This window comes from Nocardioides marinus (genome assembly GCF_013408145.1).
GTDB lineage: Bacteria > Actinomycetota > Actinomycetes > Propionibacteriales > Nocardioidaceae > Nocardioides > Nocardioides marinus.
Genome location: NZ_JACBZI010000001.1, coordinates 2,181,482 through 2,204,957, shown reverse-complemented (window position 1 = coordinate 2,204,957; position 23,476 = coordinate 2,181,482). Strand labels below are relative to the sequence as shown.

Sequence of the window (23,476 nt, the reverse complement as noted above, 5' to 3'; positions counted from 1 at the left end):
TCCGGCCGGGTCCCCTCAGCGCCGCCCGGTCCGGAACATCCCGCGCACGATCTCGCGGGCCGCGGTGCGGACCGCGTCCTTGAACACCGGCGAGGAGACGACCCTGTCCAGCGTCGACTCCCCGCTGTCGTCGCCGCCCGACGGCACGGTGGTGCGCGGGACCGGGATCTTGCGCTGCGACGGCGGGACCGGTCCGGGCTGCTGATCCGGAGCAGGAGACGCCGGCGGGGCCTCCTCCTTCTCGGCCGCCTGCTCGAGGCGGGCGGCGAGCTTCTCGCGCGCCGACTCGCGGTCGATGGCGGTGCCGTAGGTCGCCTGGCGGGGGCTGGCGGCGACCAGGGCCTCCATGGAGGCGGGGTCCGCCGGCGCCATCCGCGACTGCGGTGCGCGCAGCATCGTCCAGGCCACGGGCGTCGGCGCCCCGCGCTCGTCCATCACGGTCACGACGGCCTCGCCGACGCCGAGCGAGGTGAGGACCCGGCCGAGGTCGTCGTACTCGGAGTGCGGGTAGGTGCTGACCGCTGCCTTCAGCGCCTTGGCGTCCTTGGGCGTGTGGGCGCGCAGGGCGTGCTGGACGCGGGAGCCGAGCTGGGCGAGCACCTCGTCGGGTACGTCGGTGGGGGACTGGGTGACGAAGAAGATGCCCACGCCCTTGGAGCGGATCAGCCTGACGGTCTGGGCGACCTGGTCGAGGAAGGCGTCCGAGGCGTCGTCGAACAGCAGGTGCGCCTCGTCGAAGAAGAAGACCAGTGAGGGCTTCTCGGGGTCGCCGACCTCGGGAAGGGAGTGGAACAGGTCCGCGAGCAGCCACATCAGGAAGGTCGAGAAGAGTGCCGGCCGGTCCTGCAGGCGGGGGAGCTCCAGCAGCGAGATCAGGCCACGGCCGTCCTCGGTGGTCGTCATCAGGTCCGACGGCTCGAACTCCGGCTCCCCGAAGAACCGGTCGGCCCCCTGGGTCTCCAGGGTCACCAGGGAGCGCAGGATGACGCCGGCGGTGGCGGTGGACACCCCCCCGATGCCCTTCAGCTCGGCCTTGCCCTCGTCGGAGGTGAGGTAGCGCAGCAGGGCCTGCAGGTCGGAGAGGTCCAGGAGCGGCAGGCCGGCCTTGTCGGCGTAGTGGAAGACGAGTCCGAGGCTGGACTCCTGGGTCTTGTTCAGTCCGAGCACCTTGCTGAGCAGCAGCGGGCCGAAGGAGCTGATGGACGCGCGCAGGGGTACGCCGGTGCCCTCCCCGCCCAGCGCGTAGAGCTCGACCGGGTAGCCGGTCGGCGCCCACTCCTGCCCGAGGGCGGTCATCCGCGAGTCCACCCTGGCCGAGGGGTCGCCCGCAGCCAGGAGGCCGGACAGGTCGCCCTTCACGTCCGCCGCGAACACCGGCACCCCGGCGTCCGAGAGCTGCTCGGCCAACAGCTGCAGGGTCTTGGTCTTGCCCGTGCCCGTAGCGCCGGCCACCAGGCCGTGCCGGTTGAGCATCCCCAGCGGTATCCGCACCGGGGCCTCGGGGTGCACGTCGTCCGCCGTGCTCATCAGGGCGCCCAGCTCCAGGGCCGGGCCGTCGAAGGCGTACCCCTCCTGCACCTGGGTCACGAGGGCATGCGGGTCGGGTGCGTCACTGTCTGAGCTGCTCACCTCTCGACCCTAGACGGCCCGGCCGGCCTGATAGTCGGGGTTCTTTAGACCGGGCCGAGAGTAAAGGTCAAATCAGTAAAGTCGTGTGGTCTGGACCACAGACCCCGCTTTGCCGTGCCTGTCAAGTTTCTTTGCCCCCAGCCGTAACGCTGCGCGCTCCCGTCACGTTGAGGCGGCGCTGGGATCTCCCGGTGCTTGTCGTGCTCCCCACCCCCCGCCGCTTCGAGGTGACCATGTTGTTCCCCCGCTCGTCCCGACGCCGCACAAGAATCAGTGCGCTTCCTCTGCTCTTCCTGACCGTGCTCGGCCTGCTCATCGGGGGCCTCGGAGCCCCTGCGTACGCCGCTGCCGGCAGCATCAAGGGGACGGTGACCCGCGCAGGGGCGCTGGAGACCACACCTCTGCAAGGGGTGGTCGTGAGTCTCCTGACGACGGAGGGCACGCCGGTGATGACCGGTGACCCGGCAACTGCCGTCACGGCGACGACGGGGAACGACGGCAGCTACACCCTCACCACTCCGGACACAGGCAACTCCGCCTCGTACAAGCTCAAGTTCTCGGATGAGGAGGGCGAGTTCCGGACTGAGTACTACAACGACGCCGCGACCGCGGCGGCCGCCTCCTCGGTCACCGTGGGCAACGGGGCCTCGCTGACAGGCATCAACGCGGCGGTCGCGAGCACCAACCGCTCCGAGATCGGTGGCCTGGTCAAGACCAACGGGGGTGCTCCCATCGACGGCGCCACCATCACCCTGCTGCGGCGCAAGCCCGCCAACGCCGGCACCGGGGAAGTGGCCTACGAGGAGGTCGTCTCCCAGACGACGGGCAACGGTCGACCCGCGGGCACCTGGAAGCTCGACCAGGCATTCGGCAAGTACGTCGTGCGCGTCTCCGCCCCGGCGTACGGCACCTTCTACTACCAGGGCAACAACTCGCTGACCAGCAGTCGCGACAGCGCGCCCGAGATCGAGGTCAAGGAGGGTGTGGCGGTCCCGCTCAACGCCACCTTGACCGCGCAGACGACGACCACCATCTCGGGACAGGTGACCTCGGGGGGGACACCGGTCCAGGGTGTCGAGATCTCGGTGGAGTACGCCCAGCTCAACGCTCAGGGTCAGACGACGTGGACCGAGGTCCAGTCGTCGAAGGCGAAGACCGCGGCCAACGGCTCCTACACCGCCACGGTGCCCCCGGCACGGGACGGGCGTCAGTACGTCGTCGGCTTCAGCGCTCCCGGGTTCCGGACCGAGTACTTCGACGACTCGAGCACCCGCAACGGCGCGTCGGTGGTCCGCCAGACGCCGGAGATCGGGTCCCCGGTCACGGGCATCTCAGCAGACCTGGACCGTGCGACCCAGGTGACCGGCAAGGTCACCGATCAGTCGGGTGCGGCGCTCGCCGCGGTCGACGTGAGCGCAGTGACGTACACCGCCGGCGCCAACGGTGCCCGCGGCCACTGGAACACGAGGATCGCCGAGACCGAGACGCTGGGTGACGGCACGTACGTGCTCGACGTCCCCGCCGACACCAAGTTCAGGCTCGAGTTCGCGGCTGCCGACCAGCGCCCGACCCGGTACTTCCCCTCGGCCATCTTCGCCGACGAGGGCACGACCCTGTCGGTGCCGGCAAGCACCGCGCTGACCGGTCGGAACATGACTCTCCCCACGGTCTCGACCATCCGGGGCGCCCTGACCGAGACGACGGGCAGCGCCTACGCGGGCTCCGGCACCGTCAGTGCGTGGAAGGAGGTCACCTGGACCGAGCTCGGCGAGCAGGGCGGGGTCTCGCACACCTCCTGGTTCCAGGTGCCGGGCAGCTCGGCGACGGTCTCCAACGGCGCCTTCACCGTGCGTGTCCCGCAGGGCAGCTACCGACTGAAGTTCGTCGACTCCGCCACCACCGAGGAGGGATTCCTCCCGGGCCTGGTCGGCCTCGACCAGGCGCCGAACGTGAGCGTCGGAGCCCAGCAGGACCTCGCGGGCCAGACCTACCAGCTGCCGTCGGTCCAGACGGTCCGAGGCCTGGTCAGCGACATCGCGGGCACCCCGGTGGTAGGCGCCTTCGTCGGCGCCGAGTACACCTACGTCGGCGACATCCGCGACGGCGTGGCTCAGACGAGCGATCCGATCGGCCCGAACGCGTCCCCCGCTCGTCGCAGTGCCAGCACGCAGACCGGCGGTACCTACACGTTGCAGCTCCGGTCTCGCACCTATCGGGTGTTTGCAAAGACGGGGCCGACGGCCACCGAGAGGAGCTACTTCGGCGACAAGCAGGAGGACGGTACGCGCATCGCGCGCGACGTGGTCGTCGCCTCCAGCGACGTGTCAGGCATCGATGTCACCCTCGACGGGGGAGTCCTGCAGAACACTCGGACTCCCTGGATCAGCGGACTCAACGACCGGGGGTCGACGCTCACCGCGAACGAGGGTGCGTGGTCCCCTCAGGCGGGCCTCAGCTTCACCTATGCCTGGGAGTCTCGACTGGCACCCACGACCAGTGCCCCCAACCCTCAGTGGCTCGCCCTCACGCGCGAGACCAATCGGAGTGACGGGCTGGGCAACCCGTCGGCGAATGGTCGGACCGTCGCCATTCCGAGCGCCTCGACCTCGTGCACGGTGTTCAGCATGAGCTGCCCGGCGAACGCGCAGTACCGGGTGACGGTCTCGGCGACTCGGAACGGAGTGACCGTCACGGCGCCGACATCCCTGGCCACCCAGCTCACGGACGACACGACGCCGGCCGACGAGCTCCGTGCGGCTCCCCGCATCATCGGGAAGGCCGTGGTCGGTGAGACCTTGACCACCGACTCGGGAGTGTGGGCGCAGCAGAGCAGCTACACGTACCAGTGGTTCCGTGGGCTCGTCCCGATCGACGGCGCCACCGCGTCGGCCTACCAGCCGGTCCCCGCAGACATCGGCTCGACGCTGATGGTCGAGGTGCGACCCACCAGCGCACCGAGCAACCCGCCTGCTGCCTCTACGCCCACGGCCAGGGTCGGGAACGGCACCCTGAGCAACACCAGGGCGCCGTCCATCAGCGGCACCGCCAAGGTCGGGGAGACCCTGACGGCCAGCCCCGGGACCTGGTCTCCGACGCCGTCCTCGTTCACCTACGCCTGGCTCGCCAACGGCCAGCCCATCACGGGCGCCACGTCGTCGACCTACAAGCCGGTCGAGGCGGACGTCGCGAAGGTCATCACCGTCCAGGTGACGGCTCAGCTGGCCGGCTACACCTCGGCCTCCAAGCAGTCGTCGGGCACCTCCCCGGTCTCCCTGGACGGCACCGACCCGACGAAGCTCGTGAACAAGACCGAGCCGACGGTGACGGGCACTGCCCAGGTCGGGCGGACCCTCACCGCCGAGAACGGGGAGTGGACCAATGCCCCCACGTTCACCTACCAGTGGCTAGCCGACGGCACGGACATCACGGGCGCCACGTCGAGGACCTACCTGCTGACGGCGGGCGAGGAGGGCAAGGTCGTCTCGGTCGAGGTGACCGCGCGTCGCGACGGCTTCGAGCCGGTCACGATGGAGACCGACCCGACCAACCCGGTCGCCAAGGGCGTGTTCACCAACAGTGAGAAGCCCTCGGTCACGGGCACGGTCCGGCCCGGTTCGACGGTGGCGGCACTGCCGGGCTCCTGGGCGCCTTCGACCGGGGTCTCCTACGAGTACCAGTGGCTGCTGGACGGAGCGCCGGTCAGCGGGGCCACCACGTCGACGTACCCGGTGAAGGAGGGCGAGGTGGACAAGCTGCTCAGCGTCCGGGTCACGGCCTCCGCCCCCGGCTACGCAAGCTCCAGCGCGACGTCCGACCCGGTGCTCGTCACTCCCGATGGAGACACCTCGATGGACCAGGCAGTGGCCTCGGCCATCAGCGGTGAGCCGGTGGTGGGGGAGACCCTGCGCCTGGCTGTCGGCTCCACGTCCCCGGCCTACAGCACGGTGGCCATCCAGTGGCTGCGTGACGGCACCCCGGTGGCCGGACGAACCGGTACCAGCTACGCGGTGGCGCGGGCCGACCTGGGAGCCACGCTGTCGGCTCGGATGACCTACAAGCGGGCGGGCTACACCGACCTGGTCGAGACCGTCTCCACGGTCCCGGTCACGGAGCCGGTCGAGCTGGAGAAGCCGACCCTCAAGACCTCCAAGAAGGTCAAGGGCAAGAAGCTCGTGGTCAAGGTCCGCGTGCTGGCCGACAACCAGAGCCCGGTGACGGGCCAGGTCGAGCTCACCGAGGGCAAGAAGCTCTACGCCCTCAAGACGCTCAACAACGGCAAGAAGAAGCTGGTCGTCAAGGGCCTGACGAAGGGCTTCCACTCGGTGAAGCTGACCTTCCTCGGCAACGACCTGGTGAAGAAGCGGGCCAAGACGCTCAGCTTCTCCATCGGCTGAGGGCCAGCAGCAGCACAGCAGCACCGGTCACGGGGCACCCGGCGGGAGACCGCCGCGGTGCCCCGTGGCACGTCCGGGCCGGGCGGGCGGGGATGATGGGGACATGAACGCCGCCCCGGAGCTCGACCCGGCCCTGGCCGCCCGCCTCAAGCGCACCGCCGACGGGCTGGTGCCGGCCGTGGTCCAGCAGCACGACACCGGTGAGGTGCTGATGCTGGGGTGGATGGACGACCGGGCGCTCGCGCTCACGCTGACCACCCGCCGGGCGACGTACTGGTCGCGCAGCCGGCAGGAGTACTGGGTCAAGGGCGAGACGTCCGGCCACACCCAGCACGTCGTCGAGGTCCGCCTCGACTGCGACGGGGACACGCTGCTCGTCAAGGTCGACCAGGTCGACGGCGCCTGCCACACCGGCGACCGCACCTGCTTCGACGCCGACCTGGTGCTCGGCCGTGGCTGAGCGCCGCGGCCGGCGCGGCTTCGGCCTCGCCACGCTGGCGGCCCTGGCGGCCGGCACCACCTGCGCGGTCGCCGGCACCCGCGCGGCCGTCGAGGTCGACGCGGAGGGCCAGGCCGCGGCCATGGTCACCGCCGGGACCGCCCAGGGCGACGCCCTGACGATGCCGCTGGTGACCTCGCTGGCGCTGGTCGCCCTGGCGTCGTGGGGCGTCCTGCTCGTCACCCGCGGCGTCGTACGACGCAGTGCAGCCGCCCTGGCGCTGCTGGCGTCCCTGGGGCTGCTCGCCGCGGCCGCGGCGGCCCTGGGCGACCTGCGGGGCACCGTCGAGGACGCCCTGACCGAGGTCGGCGCGACCGGGGGAGCGAGCGTCACGGGGTGGTACCTCGCCGCCGTGGTAGGTGGGGTGGTGCTGGTCCTGGCCGCGGGGCTCGCGGTGTGGCAGGTGCCCGCCTGGCCCGAGATGGGGCGCCGCTACGACTCACCGACGGGCGAGGAGCGGGCCGTGACCGGCGACCCCGAGAGCCCTCTGGACCTGTGGAGGGCCATGGACGAGGGTCACGACCCGACCGACCGCACGTCCCCCTAGACTGTCGCCAGCAGCGCCGACGACGTCGCCCGCAGCACCGACGAACCCCGATCCACCCGTGCCACAGAGGAGCCCCGCATGTCGAACAGCCACGGCAACACCCCCGCCGCGTGGAGCGCAGTGGTCGTGGGCCTCCTGGGCTTCGTGGTGGGCAGCGTCGGGCTGATCTTCGACCCGATCAGCATGCCGGTCTTCTGGGCGGGCGTGGTGATCACCCTCGCCGGCGGCGTCGTCTTCCTCGTGATGGCCAAGATGGGTCTGCACGAGGGCCACTGAGGCCCACGCCCATGAGCGCCCTGCTCGCCCCGGCACCGGCCCCGAGCCGGTGGGACCGGGTGCGCGCCCCGCTGCTCACGATCGGCGGCCTGGGCATCGCCACCCTCGCGCTGCACCTGCGCGACCCGCACGTCGACGGCTCGTGGGGCCTGTGCCCCAGTGCGGCCATGGGCTTCTGGTGCCCCGGCTGCGGTGGCCTGCGTGCGGTCAACGACCTGACCCACGGTGAGGTCGTCTCCGCCGCGAGCAGCAACCTGCTCGTCGTGGTCCTGATGCCGTTCGCGGTGCTGGCCCTGGCGGTGTGGGCGAGCGACCGCTGGCGGGGCCGGTCGCGGCGGCTGCCGCGCCGCGTCGTCGTCGTGGGCGGCTACGCCCTGCTGGCGGCGGCCGGGGTGTTCGGGCTGCTGCGCAACACCCCGGCCGCGCCCTGGCTGGCGCCCTGAGGCGGCGCGAGCGGTCCGGCTCAGCCGGCCTCGAAGCTGAACTCGAACGCGCCGGTCGAGATCAGGATGATCTGGACGATGAAGAAGATGACGCCGACGATCCCGGTGACCAGGCCGGCCTGGGCCATGCCGCCACCGCCCTTGCCGGTGCTCGCGATCTCCGCCTTCGCCGACCGGCTCAGGACGATGGCCACGATGCCGAGCACGAGCCCGCAGCAGAACAGGCTCAAGATGCCCGTCACCAGCGACCAGACCGCCTTCTGCGAGGTGCCCGGCGGCGGTCCGCCGTACGGGGGCTGGGGCGCGGCGCCGTAGCCCGGCGGCGGAGGCGGGGGAGGCTGGTCGTAGCTCATGGGTCTCCTTCGTGGACGGGCCCCTGGCGATCTGCGGACGATCCTGGGGTGCTCCTGTGGTGCGTGCGGCGACCGTACCCGCCGCCGGGCCCGCTTCGCCTCACGTGACAGACTCGGGTGTCCCTCCCCACGCCTCGAACGGAGCCGCAATGTCGGTGCTCGACGACATCGTCGCCGGCGTGCGCCAGGACCTCGCCGAGCGCGAGGCGGTGCTGCCCCTGGTCGACCTCAAGGCCGCCCTGGCCGACGTCGACGCGCCCCGTGACCCGATGCCGGCGCTGCGCGCCGCGGGCTCCAGCGTCATCGCCGAGGTCAAGCGCCGCAGCCCCTCCAAGGGCGACCTGGCCGAGATCCCCGACCCGACGGTCCTGGCCAGGGCCTACGCGGCCGGCGGTGCGGCCGCCATCAGCGTCCTGACCGAGCAGCGCCGCTTCGGCGGCAGCCTGGAGGACCTGCGGGCCGTGCGCGCCGCGGTCGACGTGCCGCTGCTGCGCAAGGACTTCATCGTCACCGACTACCAGCTCTGGGAGGCCCGCGCCGCCGGTGCCGACCTGGCCCTGCTCATCGTGGCCGCCCTCGACGACGACGAGCTGCGGCGCCTCCACGACCTCGCGGGCGAGCTGGGGCTGACCGCCCTGGTGGAGGTCCACGACGAGGCCGAGACCGAGCGGGCGGTCGACCTCGGCGCCGAGCTCGTGGGCGTCAACGCCCGCAACCTCAAGACCCTCGCGATCGACCCCGACACCTTCGGTCGACTCGCCCCCGGCATCCCCGACGACCGGGTCAAGGTCGCGGAGTCCGGCATCTTCACCCCCGCCGACGTGACCCGCTTCGTCTCCGAGGGCGCCCGCGCCGTCCTCGTCGGGGAGGCACTGGTCAAGGACGGCGACCCCACGGCCGCCGTGGCAGCGATGACAGGAGTAGGCGCATGACCGACGTGAGCACCGAGCGCAGCCGCTTCGAGGCCGACGACCAGGGCTGGTTCGGCGAGCCCGGCCTCTTCGGCGGCCGCTTCATGCCCGAGGCGCTGATGGCAGCGCTCGACGAGCTCACCGTCGCCTGGCAGGACGCGATGGCCGACGCGGCGTTCGTCGGCGAGTTCGAGCAGGTCCTGCGCGAGTACGCCGGCCTGCCGAGCCCCCTCTTCCACGCCCGTCGCCTCAGCGACCGCGTCGGTTGCCGGGTGCTGCTCAAGCGGGAGGACCTCAACCACACCGGGGCCCACAAGATCCGCAACGTGCTCGGCCAGGCGCTGCTCACCAAGCGGATGGGCAAGCAGCGGGTCATCGCGGAGACCGGGGCCGGCCAGCACGGCGTGGCCAGCGCGACCGCCGCGGCGTACTTCGGGCTCGACTGCACCGTCTACATGGGCGCCGTCGACACCCGCCGCCAGGCCCTCAACGTGGCGCGCATGCAGCTGCTCGGCGCCACCGTCGTCCCCGTCGAGTCCGGCAGCGCCACCCTCAAGGACGCCATCAACGAGGCGCTGCGCGACTGGGTCGCCTCGGTCGACCACACCGCCTACCTCTTCGGCACCGCTGCCGGCCCGCACCCCTTCCCGAGCATGGTCCGCGACTTCGTCCGCGGCACCGGCGACGAGGCCCGCGCCCAGTGCCTCGAGCAGTACGGCGTGCTGCCCGACGCGATCGCGGCCTGCGTCGGCGGCGGCTCCAACGCGATCGGCCTCTTCACCGCCTTCCTCGAGGACGACGAGGTGGACATCTACGGCTTCGAGGCCGGCGGCGACGGCGTCGACACCCCGCGCCACGCCGCCACGATCCACGCCGGCGACAGCGGCGTGCTGCACGGCGCGCGCACCTACGTCCTGCAGGACGACGACGGCCAGACCGTCGAGTCGCACTCGATCTCCGCCGGGCTGGACTACCCCGGCGTCGGGCCGCAGCACGCCCAGCTCGCCCACAGCGGGCGCGCGACCTACCTGCCGGTGACCGACACCGAGGCGATGGAGGCCTTCAGCCTGCTCGCCCGGACCGAGGGGATCATCCCGGCCATCGAGTCCTCCCACGCGATCGCCGGTGGCCTCAAGGTCGCCGAGCAGCTGGCGGCCGAGAAGGGTCCCGAGGCGACGATCCTGATCAACCTCTCCGGGCGCGGGGACAAGGACATGGGCACCGCCATCGAGTACTTCGGCCTGGGCGAGGCCGGCCGGTGAGCGCGCCGGTGAGCGGTGCGCGGACCGCCGCCGCCTTCGAGCGGGCACGGGCCGAGGGGCGGGCCGCGCTGGTCGGCTACCTCCCGGCGGCGTTCCCCGACGTCGAGGGGTCGATCGCCGCGCTCCGCACGATGGTCGACGCCGGGTGCGACGTCATCGAGGTGGGCCTGCCCTACAGCGACCCCGTCATGGACGGCCCCACCATCCAGCGCGCGGTCCAGCAGGCCCTCGACGGCGGGTTCCGCGTCGACGACCTGTTCCGCGTGGTCGAGGCGGTCGCCGAGACCGGCACGCCCACCCTGGTGATGACCAGCTGGAACCCCGTCGAGCGCCGCGGCGTCGAGCGCTTCGCCCAGCAGCTCGACGACGCCGGCGGCGCGGGCCTGATCACCCCCGACATCATCCCCGAGTTCGCGCTGGAGTGGATCGCGGCCGCCGACGCCCGCGACCTCGACAAGGTCTTCCTGGTCGCCCCGTCGAGCACCGACGAGCGGATCGCCACGACCACCGCGCAGTGCCGGGGGTTCGTCTACGCCACCGGGATCATGGGCGTGACCGGCACGACGCAGGCCACGGCCGAGGGCGTCGCGCCCCTCATCGCCCGGACCAGGGCCACCACCGACCTGCCGGTCGGGGTCGGGGTCGGCGTGAGCACCGGCGCCCAGGCCGCGGCCCTCTCGGAGCACGCCGACGCCATCATCGTGGGGACCGCCTTCGTGCGTACCCTCCTGGACCACGCCGACGACCGCGACGCCGGGCTCGCCGCCCTCCGCACCCTCACCGAGGAGCTCGCGAGGGGCGTACGACGTGCCTGAGCGCCGCCCGGGCCCGCTCGTCGTCCTCGCGCTGGTCTGCGCCCTCGTGCTCGGCGCGTGCGGGGGAGCCGACGAGCCCTCGGGCACGCTGACGGCCTCGCCGGTGGACCCGCCCTTCGACGTCGCCGACGTGTCGTTGGCGACCACCGAGGGGGGCACGCTCAGCCTCGCCGACCCCGGCGCGCGCCTCACGCTCGTCTTCTTCGGGTACACCAACTGTCCCGACGTCTGCCCCCTGGTCATGTCGACGATCGCCACGGCGCTGACCCGGCTGGAGCCCGAGGACCGCGAGCAGGTGCAGCTGGTGTTCGTCACCACCGACCCCCCGCGCGACGACGCCACGACGATCCGCCGCTACCTCGACGGCTACGACCCCACCGCTGTGGGCCTCACCGGCGACCTCGACGACATCGAGGCGCTCGGCGAGAGCGTGGGCATCTTCGTGGCCGACGCCGAGGAGCTCGCCTCCGGCGGCTACGACCTGGGCAGCCACGGCTCGCAGGTCCTCGCGGTCGACGCCGGGGGAGAGGCACCGGCGTTCTGGCGCCAGGACGTCTCCTCGGCCGACCTCGCCGCCGACATCCACCTTCTGCTCAGGAGCTGACCCGTGGTCCTCGACGTGTTGTCCATCCCGAGCCCCGCCGAGGGCACGTGGTACCTCGGCCCGCTCCCGCTGCGCGGCTACGCGTTGAGCATCATCGCCGGCATCGTCGCCGCGATCTGGATCGCCGAGCGCCGCTGGGTCGCCCGCGGCGGGGAGGCCGGAGAGATCCAGGACCTCGCCATCTGGGCGGTGCCCTTCGGGCTCGTCGGCGCACGGGCCTACCACGTCGCCACCGACGCCGGCCGTTACTTCGGCGACGGCGGCAACCCCTGGGAGGCGCTCTACCTGTGGAAGGGCGGCCTCGGGGTCTGGGGCGGGATCGCCATGGGTGCGCTCGGCGTCTACCTCGGCGCCCGGGCCAAGGGCATCAGGATCGCCCCCGTCCTCGACGCGATCGCCCCGGGCGTGCTGGTGGCCCAGGCCCTGGGGCGGTGGGGCAACTGGTTCAACCAGGAGCTCTACGGCCGGCCGACCGACCTGCCGTGGGGCCTGGAGATCGACCCGCGGCACTGGCCCGGCGACCTGACCTTCCCGCTGGGCACGACCTTCCACCCCACCTTCCTCTACGAGTGCCTGTGGAACCTCGCCGCCTTCGCGGTGCTCATCTGGCTGGACCGTCGCTTCCGCCTCGGCCACGGCCGCGTCATGGCGGCGTACGTGATGCTCTACACCGCCGGGCGGGGCTGGATCGAGATGTTGCGCATCGACGACGTGGAGCTGGCCGACGTCGGGGGGCTGCGGTTCAACGTGTGGACCTCCCTGGTGCTCTTCCTCGCGGCCGCGGCGTACCTCGTGTGGTCCTCGCGACGTCACCCGGGGCGGGAGGAGGCCGTGTACACCGACCGTCACGTCTCATCCCTCGTCCCGGACGCCGCCCCGGACTGACACCACGAAACCCAGTGGTAATCTGACGGCTCCGCGCGTGGGCCAATGTCGTCCCCTGCACCTGAACGCTTGAGTTCACACCGAGATGCCGGCGGGAGACCGCCCGGCACCACGACGACGGGAGAACGCCCGGTGCCCTATCAGCACGCATTCCCGCCGCCCCAAGGGCTCTACGACCCCCGCCACGAGCACGACGCGTGTGGTGTGGCCTTCGTCGCGACCCTGACCGGCGTCGCCAGCCACGACATCGTGGCCAAGGCACTGACCGCTCTGCGCAACCTCGAGCACCGCGGTGCCGCGGGCGCCGAGCCGAACTCCGGCGACGGCGCCGGCATCCTCATGCAGGTGCCGGACGCCTTCCTGCGCGAGGTGACCGCAGAGCTCGGCATCGAGCTCCCCACGCAGCACTCGTACGCCGTGGGCACCGCGTTCCTGCCCGGTGACGAGGAGCAGGTCGCCACCCAGGTCGCCCGGATCGAGGAGATCGCGGCCGAGGAGGGCCTCGCGGTCCTCGGGTGGCGCGACGTCCCGACCGACCCCTCGGTCCTCGGTGCCACCGCCCTCGGCGTGATGCCGACCTTCCGCCAGCTCTTCGTCGCCGGCGCCACGCAGCGCGTCGCGGGCATGCAGCTGGAGCGGATGGCCTTCTGCCTGCGCAAGCGCGCCGAGCGCGAGACCGACGTCTACTTCCCGTCGCTGTCGTCGCGGACCATGGCCTACAAGGGCATGCTCACCACCGACCAGCTCGACCACTTCTTCCCCGACCTGGTCGACGAGCGCGTCGCCTCGGCGCTGGCGGTCGTGCACTCGCGGTTCTCGACCAACACCTTCCCGAGCTGGCCGCTCTCGCACCCGTTCCGGTTCATCGCCCACAACGGTGAGATCAACACCGTCATGGGCAACCGCAACTGGATGCGGGCCCGCGAGGCACTGCTGTCCTCGGACCTGATCCCCGGCGACCTCGAGCGGCTCTACCCGATCTGCACGCCCGGCGCCTCGGACTCCGCGTCCTTCGACGAGGTGCTCGAGCTGCTGCACATGGGCGGTCGCTCGCTGCCGCACTCGGTGCTGATGATGATCCCGGAGGCCTGGGAGAACCACACCGAGATGGACGACGCCCGTCGCTCCTTCTACGAGTTCCACGCCAGCCTCATGGAGCCGTGGGACGGCCCCGCGTGCGTCGTGTTCACCGACGGTGACCAGATCGGCGCCGTGCTCGACCGCAACGGTCTGCGCCCCTCGCGCTACTGGGTCACCGACGACGGCCTGGTCGTGCTGGCCTCCGAGGTCGGCGTCCTCGACCTCGACCCGGCCACCGTGGTCCGCAAGGGCCGCCTGCAGCCCGGCCGGATGTTCCTCGTCGACACCGAGGAGCACCGCATCGTCGAGGACGAGGAGATCAAGTCCCAGCTCGCCTCCGAGCATCCCTACGACGAGTGGCTGCACGCCGGCCTGGTGCACCTCGACGACATCACCGACCGTGAGCACGTCGTGCACACCCACGCGTCGGTCACCCGGCGCCAGCAGGTCTTCGGCTACACCGAGGAGGAGCTGCGGGTCCTGCTCACGCCGATGGCCAACACCGGCGCCGAGCCGATCGGCTCCATGGGCACCGACACCCCGATCGCGGCGCTGTCGGAGAAGCCTCGGCTGATCTTCGACTACTTCGCCCAGCTGTTCGCGCAGGTCACCAACCCGCCGCTGGACGCGATCCGCGAGGAGCTCGTGACCTCGCTCAACGGCACCATCGGTCCGGAGGCCAACCTCCTGGAGCCGACGCCGGCCTCGTGCCGGCAGGTGGTCCTGCCGTTCCCGGTCATCTCCAACGACGACCTGGCCAAGATCCGTCACATCAACCGTGACGGCGACATGCCCGGCTTCATCACCCACGTCTCGCGCGGTCTCTACGACGTCGAGGGCGGGGGAGCGGCGATGGCCGCGCGGATCGAGGAGATCTGCGCCGAGGTCAGCGCCGCGATCGCCGACGGGGCGCGCATCATCGTGCTCTCCGATCGGCACTCGACCGCCGACCTGGCGCCGATCCCCTCGCTGCTGCTCACCGCGGCCGTCCACCACCACCTGGTGCGCGAGAAGACCCGCACCCAGGTCGGCCTGCTCATCGAGGCCGGCGACGTCCGCGAGGTCCACCACGTCGCCCTGCTCGTCGGGTACGGCGCCGCGGCGGTCAACCCCTACCTGGCGATGGAGTCCGTCGAGGACCTCGCGCGGGAGGGCTACTACGTCAAGGCCGAGCCCGAGGTCGCGGTCAGGAACCTCGTCAAGGCGCTCGGCAAGGGCGTGCTGAAGGTGATGTCCAAGATGGGCGTCTCCACCGTGGCCTCCTACACCGGCGCGCAGATCTTCGAGGCCGTGGGGCTCTCCCAGGAGCTCGTCGACCGCTACTTCACCGGCACGACGTCCAAGCTCGGCGGCATCGAGCTCGACGTGATCGCCGAGGAGGTCGCGATGCGGCACCGCACGGCGTACCCGCGCGGCGGCATCAGCCCGGCGCACCGCGAGCTGACGATCGGCGGCGAGTACCAGTGGCGCCGCGAGGGCGAGCCGCACCTGTTCGACCCCGAGACCGTCTTCCGGCTCCAGCACTCCACGCGCGCCGGCCGCTACGACGTCTTCAAGCAGTACACCTCGCGCGTCGACGAGCAGTCCGAGCGGCTGATGACCCTGCGTGGGCTGTTCCGGTTCAAGGACGCCGCCAGCACCGGGCGCCAGCCGATCCCGATCGAGGAGGTCGAGCCGGTCTCCGAGATCGTCAAGCGCTTCTCGACCGGTGCGATGTCCTACGGCTCGATCAGCCAGGAGGCGCACGAGACCCTCGCCATCGCGATGAACCGGCTGGGCGGCAAGTCCAACACCGGTGAGGGCGGCGAGGACCCGGACCGCCTCTACGACCCGGAGCGGCGCAGCTCGATCAAGCAGGTCGCGAGCGGACGGTTCGGGGTCACCTCGGAGTACCTCACGAACTCCGACGACATCCAGATCAAGATGGCCCAGGGCGCCAAGCCCGGTGAGGGCGGGCAGCTGCCCGGCCACAAGGTCTACCCCTGGGTGGCGAAGACCCGGCACTCCACGCCGGGTGTGGGCCTGATCAGCCCGCCGCCGCACCACGACATCTACTCCATCGAGGATCTCGCCCAGCTGATCCACGACCTGAAGAACGCCAACCCCAGCGCCCGCGTCCACGTGAAGCTGGTCTCCGAGGTCGGTGTCGGCACGGTCGCGACGGGTGTGTCGAAGGCGCACGCTGACGTCGTGCTGATCTCCGGGCACGACGGTGGCACCGGCGCCTCGCCTCTGACCTCGCTCAAGCACGCTGGCGGCCCCTGGGAGCTCGGCCTGGCCGAGACCCAGCAGACCCTGCTGCTCAACGGCCTGCGCGACCGGATCGTCGTGCAGACCGACGGTCAGCTCAAGACCGGTCGCGACGTGGTCATCGCCGCGCTGCTCGGTGCCGAGGAGTACGGCTTCGCCACGGCTCCGCTGGTGGTCTCCGGCTGCATCATGATGCGGGTCTGCCACCTCGACACCTGCCCGGTGGGCGTGGCCACGCAGAACCCCGTCCTGCGGGAGCGGTACTCCGGCAAGGCCGAGTACGTCGTGAACTTCTTCGAGTACATCGCCGAGGAGGTCCGCGAGTACCTCGCCGAGCTGGGTTTCCGGACGCTGGACGAGGCCATCGGCCAGGTCGCCGCGCTCGACGTGGAGCCGGCCGTGGACCACTGGAAGGCCCACGGTCTCGACCTGAGCCCGATCCTGCACGTGCCGGACGGCTCGGCCTTCCCCGACCAGGACCTGCGCTGCACCAAGGAGCAGGACCACGCGTTGGAGGCCTCCCTCGACGTCACCGAGCTGGTGCCGCTGTGCCAGCCGGCGATCGAGAAGGGCGAGCCCGTGCGCGCCCAGCTCACGATCCGCAACGTCAACCGCACCGTCGGCACCATCCTGGGCCACGAGGTCACCAAGAAGTACCGCGGTGAGGGGCTGCCCGAGGGCACCATCGACCTGACCTTCACCGGGTCCGCCGGTCAGTCCTTCGGCGCGTTCGTGCCCAAGGGCATCACCCTGCGGCTCGAAGGCGACAGCAACGACTACGTCGGCAAGGGTCTCTCCGGCGGACGGATCGTGGTCCGGCCCGACCGGTCCGCGCCGTTCCGCTCCCAGGAGCAGATCATCGCCGGCAACACCATCGCCTACGGCGCCACCTCGGGGAACATCTTCATCCGCGGTGGCGTGGGGGAGCGGTGCTGCGTGCGGAACTCCGGCGCCTGGGTCGTGACCGAGGGCGTGGGCGACCACGCCGCGGAGTACATGACCGGGGGACGCCTGGCGGTGCTGGGCAAGACCGGGCGCAACTTCGCGGCCGGCATGTCCGGCGGCATCGCCTGGGTCCTGGACCTCAAGGACTTCCGCGTCAACAAGGAGCTCGTCGAGCTCGGCCCGGTCAAGGACCAGGCCGCCGTCGAGCTCGAGGGCCTGGTCCGGGCCCACCTGGAGGAGACCGGTTCCGAGGTCGCCGCAGAGCTGCTGGAGGACTGGGAGAGCTCGCTGACCCGGTTCACCGAGATCATGCCGCGCGACTTCCGGATCGTGCTGGAGGCGAAGGCGAAGGCCGAGGCCGACGGCCTGGACGAGAACGAGACCGCCCAGAAGATGATGGAGGCCCTCCATGGCTGAGCGAGGCGAGGACATGAAGGAGGCTGCACAGCATGGCTGACCCCAAGGGCTTTCTGAAGGAAGGCCGCAAGAGTGCAGAGCGTCGCCCCGTCGACGAGCGGGTCAAGGACTGGGACGAGGTCTACCCCGACGGCATCGGCCGCGCGCTGCTGCCGATCATCACCCCGCAGGCGGGGCGCTGCATGGACTGCGGCATCCCGTTCTGCCACCAGGGCTGCCCGCTGGGCAACATCATCCCGGAGTGGAACGACCTGGTCTGGCGTGATGATTGGGAGGGCGCCATCGAGCGCCTGCACGCGACCAACAACTTCCCGGAGTTCACCGGTCGTCTGTGTCCCGCCCCCTGCGAGACCGCCTGCGTGCTGGGCATCAACCAGGACCCGGTGACGATCAAGAACGTCGAGGTCTCGATCATCGACAAGGCGTGGGAGTCCGGCTTCGTGCGGCCCCAGCCCCCCGAGTGGCTCTCCGGCCGGACCGTCGCCGTGATCGGCTCGGGCCCGGCCGGTCTGGCCGCCGCCCAGCAGCTCACCAGGGCCGGGCACACCGTGGCGGTCTACGAGCGTGCCGACAAGATCGGTGGCCTGCTGCGCTACGGCATCCCCGAGTTCAAGATGGAGAAGAAGCACCTCGACCGTCGGCTGGACCAGATGCGCCGCGAGGGCACGGTCTTCCGGGCCGGTGTCGAGGTCGGCGGTGAGCTGACCGGTGACAAGCTGGTCGACCGCTACGACGCCGTGGTGCTCGCCATAGGCGCCACCGAGCCGCGCGACCTGCCGGTCACCGGCCGGGAGCTCGGTGGGATCCACCAGGCGATGGAGTTCCTGCCGCAGGCCAACCGCTCCTCGCTCGGCGAGGAGGTCGAGGGCCAGATCATGGCCACCGACAAGGACGTCGTGATCATCGGTGGCGGTGACACCGGTGCCGACTGCCTGGGCACCTCGATCCGTCAGGGGGCGCGCTCGATCACCCAGCTCGAGATCATGCCGCACCCCCCGGAGGCGCGCCCCTCGGGCCAGCCGTGGCCGACGTACCCGATGACCTACCGCGTCTCCTCGGCCCACGAGGAGGGTGGCGAGCGCGTCTACAGCGTCTCCACCAAGGAGTTCCTCGGCGACGACGAGGGCAACGTGCGCGCGCTGAAGCTCGTCGAGGTCCGCTTCGAGGACGGCAAGCTGGTCGAGGTCGAGGGCACCGAGCGCGAGATCCCGGCCCAGCTGGTGCTCTTCGCCATGGGCTTCCTGGGTCCGGAGAAGCCCGGCCTGGTCGAGCAGCTCGGTGTGGAGCTCGACGAGCGTGGCAACGTCGTGCGGGGCCAGGACTACCAGTCCTCGCGCCCCGGCGTCTTCGTGGCCGGCGACGCCGGGCGCGGTCAGTCGCTGATCGTCTGGGCGATCGCCGAGGGGCGGGCCGCCGCGTCGTACGTCGATGCCTTCCTCACCGGCGACACCGCGCTGCCCGCGCCGGTCAAGCCGACCGACCGCCCGCTGGTGGTCTGAGGTCCGCAGGACATCGAACAGGCCCGGTGCCTTTGCACCGGGCCTGTTCCGTCTCCGGCCTTGTAACGATCCAAGGTCCGCTAGGGTGGGTCCGTGCGTAGAGCGAAGATCGTCTGCACGCTGGGGCCGGCCACGGCGTCGCCCCGGCGGATCCGTGAGCTGGTGTACGCCGGGATGGACGTCGCCCGGCTCAACATGAGCCATGGCAGCCACGAGGACCACGCGGAGTCCTACCGCCTGGTCCGCGAGGCGTCGGACGCCAGTGGGCACGGGGTCGGCATCTTCGCCGACCTCCAGGGGCCCAAGATCCGGCTCGAGACCTTCGCGGAGGGCTCGGCCCACCTGCGGCGCGGGCAGGAGTGGGTCATCACCACCCGCGACGTGCCAGGTGACGCCGAGGTCTGTGGCACCACCTACAAGGGGCTGCCCGGGGACGTCTCGCCCGGCGACCCGATCCTCATCGACGACGGCAAGATCCGCCTGCGGGTCCTCGAGGTCGGGGAGACCGACGTGCGCTGCGAGGTGCTGGTCGGTGGTCGGGTCAGCAACAACAAGGGCATCAACCTGCCCGGCGTGGCCGTCTCGGTGCCGGCGCTGTCGGCCAAGGACGAGGCCGACCTGCGCTTCGCGCTCTCGTTGAGCGTCGACTTCGTGGCGCTGTCCTTCGTCCGCGACGCCAAGGACGCCGAGGACGTGCGCCGGATCATGCGTGAGGTGGGCGTGATGGTGCCCGTCATCGCCAAGATCGAGAAGCCGCAGGCCATCGACAACCTCGACGACGTCATCGCCGCCTTCGACGGCTTCATGGTCGCCCGCGGCGACCTGGGCGTGGAGTGCCCGTTGGAGGAGGTGCCGTTCCTGCAGAAGCAGGTGGTCCGCAAGGCCCGGCTCAACGCCAAGCCCGTCATCGTCGCGACCCAGATGCTGGAGTCGATGATCGGCAACCCGCAGCCGACCCGCGCGGAGGCCTCCGACGTCGCCAACGCCGTGCTCGACGGCGCCGACGCCGTGATGCTCTCCGGCGAGACCAGCGTGGGGGAGTACCCCGTCCACACCGTCGAGACGATGGCGCGGATCATCTCCGCCACCGAGCTGCACGCGCTCGAGAGTGCTCACGAGACCGGCCTGGACGCCATCGAGTGGGACCCGCACACCAAGTCCGGGGTGATCGCCAAGGCTGCGGCCGAGGTCGCCGAGCGGGTCAACGCCAAGTACGTCGTCGCGTTCACCCAGTCCGGCGACTCCGCCCGGCGGATGTCGCGGCTGCGCGGCCCCGTGCCGCTACTGGCCTTCACCCCCGAGGACAAGGTGCGCTCGCAGCTCTCGCTGTCCTGGGGCATCGAGACCTTCAAGACCTCCGAGGTCGAGCACACCGACGAGATGGTGCGTCAGGTCGACGAGCAGCTGCTGCAGATCGGCCGGGTGCAGGAGGGCGACCTCGTGGTGATCATCGCCGGCGCCCCGCCGGGCATCCCCGGCTCCACCAACGCGCTGCGCATCCACAAGATGGGCGACGCCATCAATGGCGTCGCCCCGGCGTACCGGCGCCCCTGACGGGGGTTCAGCGCTTGGGACCCACCAGGTCGTCGAGGCGTGCGACCCCCTCGCGCCGGGAGACGCTCACGCACCAGCGCCCGCTGCGCCGCCAGGGAACGTCGACCAGGCCGAGCGCCCACGTGTACAGACCGAGGATGTCCTCGGACCGGTTGGAGAACTGCCAGCGCGGGTAGTCGTAGCGCCTCCGCTCACCACCGACCTGTCGCGTCGTCCAGTTGTTGGCGCGGCACCCGTCCGAGTGGAGGAGACCGCGGAGGAACGGGCCCGAGTGGCGCTCGACGATCTCCTCCTGCCACGGCTCGAGAGCGATGACCCGCTCGTGCTTGCGCCCGGGGCCGTGCTGCGGGAGCAGACAGATCCAGTGCTTCCACGACACGGTGGTGATCACGCAGCCTGGGACCAGCCGGGTGTGCGGCATGCCACCAGGCTTCACGCGCCGCATGATCGCGGCGATCACTGCGTTGTCATGGACGTACCTCGCGTCGTTGTAGATGTGAAGGTTCCAGACATCCCGACGGCCCCGGCTCAGATGCCCGTCCCCGAGGTACCAACCGAGTAGTTCCGCGTAGGCGGGTTCGTCGAGGGCGCCGCCATCGCAGTCGGGGCACGCCGCGCTGGTGTGTGCCTGGCCCCTCGGCAGCCCACGGCGCTGGTAGAGCCGTCGCCAGCGTCGGATGGTCTTCACCGCGACGCCGTGCATCGCCGCGTTGGCCGCATCGCGCATCCCAGCGTCGGATGCAGCGAGAGCGCTGTCGACGACGTGCTGCGGACGGACGTGCCCCATGGGCGGAGTCTGACCGAGCCCACCGACAGTGGTGCCGGGTGCGGGAGTCGAACCCGCACGCCCTGTGGGCAGCGCTTTTTGAGAGCGCCGTGTCTGCCATTCCACCAACCCGGCAAGGGTCGGCTCAGGGTAGACGACAACCGACTGGCCGCTGGACTCGGTGGGTGCCCTACCCTGTCGGGCGTGACCCAGCCCGCTGCACCGGCACCCCGCACCGTCGTCATCGCCGAGGACGAGGTCCTCATCCGGATGGACCTCGCCGAGATGCTGGGCGAGGAGGGGTACGACGTCGTCGGCCAGGCCGGCGACGGCGCCCGGGCCATCGAGCTGGCCGAGGAGCTGCGGCCCGACCTGGTCATCCTCGACGTCAAGATGCCGGTGCTCGACGGGATCTCAGCGGCGGAGTCGATCGCCGGCCAGCGGATCGCACCGGTCATCGTGCTGACCGCCTTCTCCCAGCGCGAGCTGGTCGAGCGGGCCCGCGACGCCGGTGCCATGGCCTACCTCGTGAAGCCGTTCTCGAAGTCCGACCTCGTGCCCGCGATCGAGATGGCCGTGAGCCGTTTCGCCGAGCTGGCGGCCGTGGAGTCGGAGGTGGCCGACCTCAGGGAGCGCCTGGAGACCCGCAAGGTCGTCGACCGCGCCAAGGGGGTGCTGCAGGAGCAGCTCAGCCTCACCGAGCCCGAGGCCTTCCGGTGGATCCAGAAGACGGCGATGGACCTGCGGCTGTCGATGAAGCAGGTGGCCGAGGGGGTCATCTCGCACGGTCCGGCGATCGCCGGCGGCACCGAGCAGCCCTGAGGCAGCCGCGCTCGGTAAAGCCTCACGTAACGATCAGGGCACGACCGCGCCCCGATCCGAACGCCTTGCGCTGGACGCCCGCGGGAGCGGCCCGGTGCGTGTAGCGTTCGCTGGCGGTGGCCGAAACCTCGGGGACACGTGCCACCCGTAGCGTCCCGGACGCGAGCGCGACACAGACGTCGAGAGGCATGGAGGACCGAGAGCCCAATGAGACCCACGACCAGGTCGGGAGTGTCCACCGTGTGGCGCATCGCGACCATGCTGCTGCTCGCGCTGGGCTTGGCCACGCTCCTCGGGGGCGGGCCCGCTGTCGCGGCGGAGGGCGACCAGTTCAAGATCGCCGGCAACGTCCAGAACAAGGGCGAGGCCATCGAGGGCGTCTCCATCACGGTCGACGGCCCCGGTGGCCCGCAGACCGTCGTGACCGGGCCCCGCGGTCAGTGGCAGGTCAGCGTCCCGGAGTCGGCGGAGTACACCGTCACGCTGGACGTCGACACCCTGCCCGAGGGCATCACCCTGGACGACCCCGAGGACGACACGCCGGAGACCAAGGAGGTCACGCCGAACGTCCCGTTCGCGCCGAAGGCGGTCAACTTCTTCATCGGTGAGGGCGAGCGGGAGTCCACGGCCTTCGCCTCGCAGCTGGTCCAGCGCCTGGTCCAGGGCATCAACTTCGGGCTGATGCTCGGACTCGCCTCGGTCGGTCTCTCGCTGGTCTTCGGCACCACCGGCATCTCCAACTTCGCCCACGGCGAGATGGTCACCTTCGGTGCCGTCATCGCCCTGTGGATCGGCGGCACCGCCTTCATCGGCGCCTCGCTGTGGATCGCGCTGCCGCTGGCGGTGCTGCTCAGCGGCCTGCTCGGCCTGGCGATGGACGCCGTCATCTGGCGCCCACTGCGGCACCGCTCGGTCGGAGTCGTGCAGCTGATGATCGTCAGCATCGGGCTCTCCCTGGCGATCCGCTACGTCTTCCAGTACTTCATCGGCGGCGGCACCGAGCAGCTCCCGGGCTCCACCGCGCAGAAGATCGACATCATCGGCCCGATCCGCATGACCAAGGTGGACATCGTCTCCATGGTGATCGCGGTCGTGGTGATCGTGGCCTTCGCGATCTGGCTGACCTCCTCCCGCCTGGGCAAGGCGACCCGCGCGATCTCCGACAACCCGGGCCTCGCCGCGGCGTCGGGCATCGACGTCGACTTCGTGGTCCGCGTCGTGTGGATCATGGCCTCGGCGCTGGCCGGCCTGGCCGGTGTCCTGTACGCCTACTACCGACCCGGCATCAAGTGGGACATGGGCACGCAGGTGCTGCTGCTCATGTTCGCGGCGGTGACCCTCGGTGGTCTCGGCACGGCCTTCGGTGCCCTGATCGGCGCGCTGATCATCGGCATCATCGTGGAGACCTCGAGCCTGTTCATCCCGGCCGACCTGCGGTTCGCCTCCGCACTGGCCATCCTCATCATCATCCTGCTGGTCCGGCCCCAAGGCATCCTTGGTCGGCGCGAGAGAATCGGATAGGAGC

The 23,476-nt window shown here is 71.0% G+C and carries 18 protein-coding genes and 1 tRNA gene; 15 read left to right on the top strand and 4 right to left on the bottom strand.

All coding sequences use genetic code 11. From position 1 onward, the window contains the following. Window positions 1-15: 15 nt before the first annotated feature. Window positions 16-1,629 carry a helicase HerA-like domain-containing protein gene (locus BKA05_RS10425; RefSeq protein WP_343045614.1) on the bottom strand — a complete coding sequence of 538 codons (1,614 nt, stop codon included), beginning with the start codon at window positions 1,627-1,629 and terminating at the stop codon, window positions 16-18. 416 nt (window positions 1,630-2,045) lie between these two features. Here BKA05_RS10425 and BKA05_RS10420 point away from each other — a divergent pair, with 416 nt between their 5' ends. From BKA05_RS10420 to BKA05_RS10400, 5 genes are all read left to right on the top strand, one after another. Next, window positions 2,046-6,023 (top strand): hypothetical protein, encoded by a 3,978-nt coding sequence (locus BKA05_RS10420; RefSeq protein WP_179531367.1) that lies wholly within the window; start codon window positions 2,046-2,048, stop codon window positions 6,021-6,023. A gap of 103 nt (window positions 6,024-6,126) precedes the next feature. Then, window positions 6,127-6,483: a phosphoribosyl-AMP cyclohydrolase gene (gene hisI, locus BKA05_RS10415; protein WP_179531366.1), complete on the top strand. Its 357-nt coding sequence runs from the start codon at window positions 6,127-6,129 to the stop codon at window positions 6,481-6,483. Continuing rightward, entirely contained in the window at window positions 6,476-7,069 is a 594-nt protein-coding gene (locus tag BKA05_RS10410; RefSeq protein ID WP_179531365.1) for a Trp biosynthesis-associated membrane protein, read from the top strand. The genes hisI and BKA05_RS10410 overlap by 8 nt, the downstream gene beginning before the upstream one ends. 78 nt (window positions 7,070-7,147) lie before the next feature. Then, complete coding sequence (locus BKA05_RS10405) at window positions 7,148-7,345, top strand: HGxxPAAW family protein (protein WP_179531364.1); 198 nt, start codon at window positions 7,148-7,150, stop codon at window positions 7,343-7,345. An 11-nt stretch (window positions 7,346-7,356) separates the two neighbouring features. Beyond that, entirely contained in the window at window positions 7,357-7,788 is a 432-nt protein-coding gene (locus BKA05_RS10400; RefSeq protein ID WP_179531363.1) for a DUF2752 domain-containing protein, read from the top strand. Between the two features lie 20 nt (window positions 7,789-7,808). Here BKA05_RS10400 and BKA05_RS10395 read toward each other — a convergent pair whose 3' ends face one another. Then, window positions 7,809-8,141: a DUF4190 domain-containing protein gene (locus BKA05_RS10395; protein ID WP_179531362.1), complete on the bottom strand. Its 333-nt coding sequence runs from the start codon at window positions 8,139-8,141 to the stop codon at window positions 7,809-7,811. 149 nt (window positions 8,142-8,290) lie between these two features. Here BKA05_RS10395 and trpC point away from each other — a divergent pair, with 149 nt between their 5' ends. From trpC to pyk, 8 genes are all read left to right on the top strand, one after another. Next, on the top strand, window positions 8,291-9,073 hold the full coding sequence (trpC, locus tag BKA05_RS10390; protein ID WP_179531361.1) for an indole-3-glycerol phosphate synthase TrpC: 783 nt from the start codon (window positions 8,291-8,293) through the stop codon (window positions 9,071-9,073). Further along, complete coding sequence (gene trpB / locus BKA05_RS10385) at window positions 9,070-10,314, top strand: tryptophan synthase subunit beta (RefSeq protein WP_179531360.1); 1,245 nt, start codon at window positions 9,070-9,072, stop codon at window positions 10,312-10,314. Before trpC ends, trpB begins: the two co-directional genes overlap by 4 nt. Beyond that, window positions 10,311-11,129: a tryptophan synthase subunit alpha gene (trpA, locus tag BKA05_RS10380; RefSeq protein ID WP_343045613.1), complete on the top strand. Its 819-nt coding sequence runs from the start codon at window positions 10,311-10,313 to the stop codon at window positions 11,127-11,129. The genes trpB and trpA overlap by 4 nt, the downstream gene beginning before the upstream one ends. Continuing rightward, complete coding sequence (locus BKA05_RS10375; protein ID WP_179531359.1) at window positions 11,122-11,733, top strand: SCO family protein; 612 nt, start codon at window positions 11,122-11,124, stop codon at window positions 11,731-11,733. The genes trpA and BKA05_RS10375 overlap by 8 nt, the downstream gene beginning before the upstream one ends. Window positions 11,734-11,736: 3 nt before the next feature. Continuing rightward, on the top strand, window positions 11,737-12,618 hold the full coding sequence (gene lgt / locus BKA05_RS10370) for a prolipoprotein diacylglyceryl transferase (RefSeq protein WP_179531358.1): 882 nt from the start codon (window positions 11,737-11,739) through the stop codon (window positions 12,616-12,618). Between the two features lie 132 nt (window positions 12,619-12,750). Further along, entirely contained in the window at window positions 12,751-17,310 is a 4,560-nt protein-coding gene (gene gltB, locus BKA05_RS10365; protein ID WP_343045612.1) for a glutamate synthase large subunit, read from the top strand. A 32-nt stretch (window positions 17,311-17,342) separates the two neighbouring features. After that, a complete protein-coding gene (locus BKA05_RS10360) occupies window positions 17,343-18,809 on the top strand; it encodes a glutamate synthase subunit beta (RefSeq protein ID WP_179531356.1) in 1,467 nt (488 codons plus the stop codon). A gap of 93 nt (window positions 18,810-18,902) precedes the next feature. Next, window positions 18,903-20,363, top strand: coding sequence for a pyruvate kinase (gene pyk / locus BKA05_RS10355; protein WP_179531355.1), 1,461 nt, complete (start codon window positions 18,903-18,905; stop codon window positions 20,361-20,363). 7 nt (window positions 20,364-20,370) lie between these two features. Here the strand turns inward: pyk and BKA05_RS10350 are convergent, their stop codons facing one another. Beyond that, window positions 20,371-21,150: a transcriptional regulator gene (locus tag BKA05_RS10350; protein WP_179531354.1), complete on the bottom strand. Its 780-nt coding sequence runs from the start codon at window positions 21,148-21,150 to the stop codon at window positions 20,371-20,373. 29 nt (window positions 21,151-21,179) lie between these two features. Then, a tRNA-Leu gene (locus tag BKA05_RS10345) sits at window positions 21,180-21,264 on the bottom strand. Window positions 21,265-21,324: 60 nt separating this feature from the next. Between BKA05_RS10345 and BKA05_RS10340 the strand changes: the two genes are divergently transcribed. Then, window positions 21,325-21,951, top strand: coding sequence for an ANTAR domain-containing response regulator (locus BKA05_RS10340; protein WP_218842828.1), 627 nt, complete (start codon window positions 21,325-21,327; stop codon window positions 21,949-21,951). Between the two features lie 231 nt (window positions 21,952-22,182). Continuing rightward, window positions 22,183-23,472: a branched-chain amino acid ABC transporter permease gene (locus tag BKA05_RS10335; protein WP_218842390.1), complete on the top strand. Its 1,290-nt coding sequence runs from the start codon at window positions 22,183-22,185 to the stop codon at window positions 23,470-23,472. Window positions 23,473-23,476: the final 4 nt, after the last annotated feature.